We start from the raw sequence: 6,000 nt of genomic DNA on the forward strand, positions 1-6,000 counted from the left end.
GGTCGGAGTGATTGTAACTATTTTGTTTCCATCAGTGATAGGAGAAACATGGCTTTTGTAGAACTGCGTTTTTCAGAAAACAACAGCCTAATATACAATGCGATTAAGAAAAAGAGGACATTGTAAGGGAGAAAATTGGAAAAGATGTGGCGTTCAGGGATAACTCGATAGTGTTAGAGTTCAAACATCATGGCGATGTGGAGGAAACAGTTAATCGGCTGGCAGACATATTTGAGAAAATGATTTTAGCGTTCGCAAATTATATTTATTATTTTGATGAAGATAAGAGGAAAATGTGGGAGCATCATCAAGAGGGGATATAAAGCAAAAAGTATTATTTAGTAAGGACAACGGAGCTTCAAAGCCGTTGTCCTCGTATTTTAAGTGAGAATTTTCTGAAACCGATTACAAATGTTTGTTATTATATAATTTTGACTGTAGTATATTTTGGAATTTTAGATTATTCTATTTATAGGATAATTTTACAAAACGGGAAATGAGCTTAAGTAATTATAAAGTTTTTTATTTAATAATGTTTGAAAAGTGAATCTATTTTATAATACAATAAATAACTAAGGGGAACATTTGTTTTGTTCTATAGATGAAGTTCTCTTATCGTTCTTTTACAAATAATTGTACAATTGTAGACAATAATACAAAGCCGAGAGGGGATGGAATTATGTGGGCTGATGACGCTTCAAAGATAGATATGCTGGCTTATGAACCCTATGCTAATCTTATTTGCGAAGTTGCTACCAGTGAACGAATGAACCCTCTGACAATAGGCTTATTTGGCAATTGGGGAAGCGGCAAATCCACTTTACTGCATTTAATTGAACAAACGGCAAAAAAACAAAATGGAAAGAAGATTGCTGTTGTAACAGTAAATGCTTGGATGTTTGAAGGATACGATGATGCAAAAACAGCTTTAATGGAAGCCATTTTACAAAGCCTTCAGGAGAATTCAACTTTTTTTGGGAATTTGGGTGGGAAGATAAAAAATCTCATTAAAAGAGTAGATTGGATAAGAGTGGGGAGTACAGCCTTAAAAAAGGGTATTCCGTTATCAATTAGTTTACTTACTGGGAATCCTTTTCCAATGTTTTTTAGTAGCTTCAACCCCGAAAATTTTGATACAGAAAAGGAAATAGGAGAACAATTGAATAATTTATCAAACTTAAAGAGCGAGTACATCAGGCTGCAACAGCAAGAAAATATCATCGAAAATATCAGAAGATTTAGAGAGGATTTCGCTAACATTATTCGTGAATCAAAAATTGATAACTTAATCATCATGATTGATGATTTAGACAGATGCAATCCAGATAGGATTATTGAGACGCTGGAAGCAATAAAACTATTTTTGGCAGTTGAGAAGACAACTTTTATTATTGCAATGGATGAAAACATTATCACCTATTCTATTAAAAGAAAATATCCCCAGCTGGATGACGTGGATATAGATGTATCAGTAGATTACATAGAAAAGATAGTTCAGTTGCCTATTAGAATTCCTGAGTTGGCAGAGATGGATATAAAGAATTATATGCTTTTATTAATAAGTGAAATGTACTTAAGTGAGGAAATATTGAACCAGCTAATCAGCAAGTTGAAAGAAAAGGGTATTTTTGTAAAGGGTGAAATTATAACTGGAAAAGAAATTATAGACATTATTGGCGAACTATCAAATACAAATGGTGAAGTTTATAAACCTGGTTATAGCCAATCAGATTTTGAAGAACAAATAAATATATTCAACAGCATTGGCCATGTCGTTGCAGCCACGCTTAAGGGAAATCCCCGGCAAACAAAGAGGTTTTTAAATACCTTTTACATTAGGAAGCGTCTTGCTGAGATACAAGGGATAGAATTAAACTTAGCTGTTTTAGCCAAACTTATGGTTCTTGAATACATGGACAAAGATTTATTTAGAGAATTATATAAATGGCAATTTGAACATAATGGATATCCGAAGCCTTTAGCTGAAATCGAAAATAAGATATTAAATCAAAGCTTGGATGAAGATGATGATACTAAAGCAAGCCAAGATGGAAAAAATAGTGGATGGTTTAGCGAAAGAGTTAAAAGATGGATTGCGGTAGAGCCAACGAATCTATCAGAGTTTGATTTGACTCAATATTTTTATTTGGCTCGTGATTCCGTTACAGATAAAAAACTTTCTTCAATCAACTTAAATCAAGAGGAACGGAAATTCATTAATCAAATTTGCAACACGTCTGTTTCGGAAGTAATTAGAAAGAAAAAGATAGAAGAACTGAAGGAGATGGATGAAGTTACGCGAAGTGCAATTGTTAAAGGAGCTATCTCTAAATTTAGTCAAGACAAGGCTCATTTATGGGTTTTAGTTCAACTTTATAAACTGTTTCCCCAATATCAACCACGAATTTTTGAAGAATTCAAAAATATTAAGGTAAGTGATATTTCACTGAAAGAAATTGTTTTATTTTCTGAAGCCGGAAAAACAACTTTTGATAAATTGAGAGACTTTTATGTGAATAAAAAGAAAATGGATGATAAACTCTGGGCAAGAATAGGGGAGGGGAAGTAAATGGGGACGTCTAAAGGTTATACTCCTCCGACAGGCTATCTATGGTCAGATTCTAAAAGGGCTGTAACAAATATGGTTAGAAGTGGCTTTACTCCTTCCTCGGTAGGAAAGGCTGTTTCAAGTTTTGCCAAAGCAATGGGGAGTGGAGGAAAAGGTCATTCAACTGCAGTTGCCAATATTGGGGCAAAGGCGGTCAGTTTCATTGAAGCTGTAAGGCAATATGGCTTTTCAGAAGCTTTGGAAAGAGTTGGACTTTCACACTTAAGAAACCTTCCTGCTGAGAAGATACTTTATGGGCTTTTAGAGTATTTTTATGAAAGCGGAAATAGTTTGTATGAAAGTGTTGCCCAGCAAAGCATGAGCGAACTCATGCGGGAATTGTTGGCAGGAGCTGAAAATGAAGAAGATTATAATAACATTCTCGGCTCTATTGATAAAGGGGAATTCATTAGAGAATTTATTGTAAAGTTCATACAAAATTGTTTTTTTACCAATTTTGCTGAAAAATTGATGGCCATGTTTGATAAATTCGACAAGTATGAGATTGCAGAAGAAAGTGTGAAGACTTACATAAGGATTTCTATAGAATCTGAATTTTCTATTGAAGACATCCAAAAGATTGATTGGAACGGAACGCAAGGAAGGCAAATTATAGAGGAAAAATGCAATAAGGCCTTTGAAATATTATCTGTTTGGAGTGAGACACTTGTTTAATGTATGGGTTAATAAACAAGTAGAGGATAATATTAAGGATAAAATAGAAAATGATTTAATCATCTTTAATCTTTTTGACAAAAATAATAAATCAAATGTAAAAACAGATGCAGAACAGTTGTGGAGGCGGTTCGGCCTTCAAGCTTTATCAAACATTAGCGAGGATTTATTAATAATAGCTATTAGCGTATTTTGTGCGGACAAAAGGATACCCCGAAAAAATCCTTTTGACAATTGGACAAGGAATATAAAATTACACGTGCCAGTTTTAGAATTAGAAAAATGGAGTGCAGTCAGAAGAAAATTAGAGAAGTCGCTTGGATTTTTAAGCGGAGATAAATGGGTATTAGAATTTAGAAAGTCCAACAGCAAATTCAGAGCAAATAAGAAAAATACTAAGTATAAGCTAATAAACAAAAAGGGATTTGATTCAGTTAGTTTATTTTCGGGTGGATTGGATTCTTTTTGTGGAGCTATAACGATTTTAGAAAGAGGAGAAAATACTTGTTTTGTGGGGTTTAGAGAATATAACCTCTTAACGAGCAGGCAGAAAGAGCTTTTTGATGCGTTAGACAGCGCCTATCCTTCTTTAAAGAAAGAGTTGGTTTTATTTAACGTAAACCCTTTTGCTCCTCTAAGAAAAGATAGAGAAAAAGCTCAATTAGGAACAGAAAGCTCCAGTAGAAGCAGGTCCTTTTTATTCTTAGCAGGAGCAATTGCTATTGCGTCTATTTTTGGGGATGGGACGCCTGTTTATATACCGGAAAATGGCTTTATTGGAATTAATGTTCCGCTCACTGACAGCAGAAACGGAAGCTGTAGCACCAGAACAACGCATCCAATATTTTTAAAGTCATTAAATCAAATTCTGCAGGAAGTTGGTTTAAATCATCAAATCCAAAATTTTTATTGGAATAGGTCAAAAGGTCAAATTGTGTCGGAACATAAAGATAAGCAAGTCTTCCGGCAAAATGCCCATAAAACGCTTTCCTGTTCCCACCCTTGTTTATCGAGATACGATAAAATAAAGCCACCTTGTAATTGCGGCTATTGCTATCCTTGCTTAATCAGAAGGGCATCATTTTATGCTATTGGCAGGGATAAAACTCCTTATAACCAAAAATACAAGCTCAATGGAGAATTTATTCAGAAGTATAATAACCTGCAAGGAAAAGCGAGTGATTTAAAGGCTCTCCTATTTAGCATAAGAAGGTATCTAAAACATAGAGATAATGCAGACTATATTAGAACACTTTTACTTCGGCAAGGAGCCTTATCCCATGATGAATTAATAGAATACGAAAGGCTATATCATCAATCAATGAAGGAATTGATAGAGATGATTAAGCAGGAAGATACTAAAAATGGCGGCGGATTGTTAGATTATTTAGGAATTGAGGATAGAGAACATGCCCAGATTAATTGATTTTCATATTCACATTGATAATTACAAGAATTATAACGAAATGTATAGCTACTTTACTCAAAACAAAATATATGCTCTATTTGTTACAAACTTGCCCGAAATATACGACAAATGTAAGAAGGAGTTTCCTGAATCTAAATATGTAAGAATAGCTCTGGGATATAATCCGCAAATGGTAAAAACCCATCGGTTCAATAAAACTCTTTTTGAAAGATGGCTTCCTCATACAAAATACATTGGTGAAGTAGGTTTGGATTATTCAAAAGAATATTTTGATTATAAGACAGAACAACAAAGGGTATTCAGATATATCTGTAAGAGAGCAGGAGAGCATAATAAGATACTATCTGTCCATTCCAGAATGGCAGAGAAGGATGTTTTAAATATTTTAAAAGAAAGCAATGTGCGTTTTGCTGTATTTCATTGGTATTCAGGTCCTCTGTCTTTGTTGGATGAGATAATAAGAAGTGGATATTATTTTTCTGTGAATTACTCAATGCTAACAACAGAAAAAGGGCTTAAAATCATACAGCAAATTCCTTTAGAGAGATTACTGATTGAAACTGATGGCCCTTTTGGAAAATGTAGCAAAAAAAGCATGGCATCATATGATTTACGATTTATTTATGATGAGTTTGCAAAATTATTAGGAATTAAGGATATAAAGGATATAGTATTTAATAATCTAAAAACCTTATTAAATAACCAGAAAAGCTACGAACGATGAGCATAAATAAATGATGTACTTGTTCTTAAGTTTTTTCAGATGGTGGATGGGAAAGAAAGTTAAGGATAAAGGCATTGGATAATCCAGTGCCTTTTTTATGTCAAGCAATTTTAATAAGGATATAAAAAAACGATAAAGAGTAGTTTGTTACACAACAATACTGCAACAATGATGAAAGAGGTAGTAAACAGCTTATAATAGGTTCACACGATTTCAACAACTTTTTTTGGAGCAATTGCATAAGAAGTACGAAATAGTTCATACCTCTAAGCGATTTTTTTAAGGGTCTATTTGTTTTCGGAGAAACACATAAAACAGTATTGCAGGATTCCTGTTTATACGAGATATAAATAAAAACATACTAAGATTAGTAGTACAAACCAAGGCCAAGGTTTGTGCTACTATTTTTTATAGTAGAAGTGAAGTGTAAATGTCTGGTAAGCCCGAATTCAAATGACGCATTGAAAAACTTAAAACAGGGATTAAAAAAGCGTACCTATTAGTACGCATGACAAATAGCCCTACAATCTTGAATTTTTTCAGATTGAGGGCTATTTTGCTATT

The 6,000-nt window shown here is 33.6% G+C and carries 4 protein-coding genes; all 4 read left to right on the forward strand.

The genetic code is table 11. From position 1 onward, the window contains the following. The first annotated feature begins 679 nt into the window (after nt 1-679). Genes ACFPOH_RS13980 through ACFPOH_RS13995 form a run of 4 tightly spaced genes read left to right on the forward strand, consistent with a single transcriptional unit; the run spans nt 680 to nt 5,436 of the window. Complete coding sequence (locus ACFPOH_RS13980) at nt 680-2,569, forward strand: KAP family P-loop NTPase fold protein (protein WP_390310267.1); 1,890 nt, start codon at nt 680-682, stop codon at nt 2,567-2,569. Next, nucleotides 2,570-3,283: a hypothetical protein gene (locus ACFPOH_RS13985; RefSeq protein WP_390310269.1), complete on the forward strand. Its 714-nt coding sequence runs from the start codon at nt 2,570-2,572 to the stop codon at nt 3,281-3,283. It abuts the gene before it with no gap. After that, nucleotides 3,276-4,709, forward strand: coding sequence for a Qat anti-phage system QueC-like protein QatC (qatC, locus tag ACFPOH_RS13990; RefSeq protein ID WP_390310271.1), 1,434 nt, complete (start codon nt 3,276-3,278; stop codon nt 4,707-4,709). Before ACFPOH_RS13985 ends, qatC begins: the two co-directional genes overlap by 8 nt. Beyond that, complete coding sequence (locus ACFPOH_RS13995; RefSeq protein WP_390310273.1) at nt 4,693-5,436, forward strand: TatD family hydrolase; 744 nt, start codon at nt 4,693-4,695, stop codon at nt 5,434-5,436. The genes qatC and ACFPOH_RS13995 overlap by 17 nt, the downstream gene beginning before the upstream one ends. Nucleotides 5,437-6,000 lie beyond the last annotated feature (564 nt).

This window comes from Ureibacillus suwonensis (genome assembly GCF_042655065.1).
Lineage (GTDB): Bacteria > Bacillota > Bacilli > Bacillales_A > Planococcaceae > Ureibacillus > Ureibacillus suwonensis.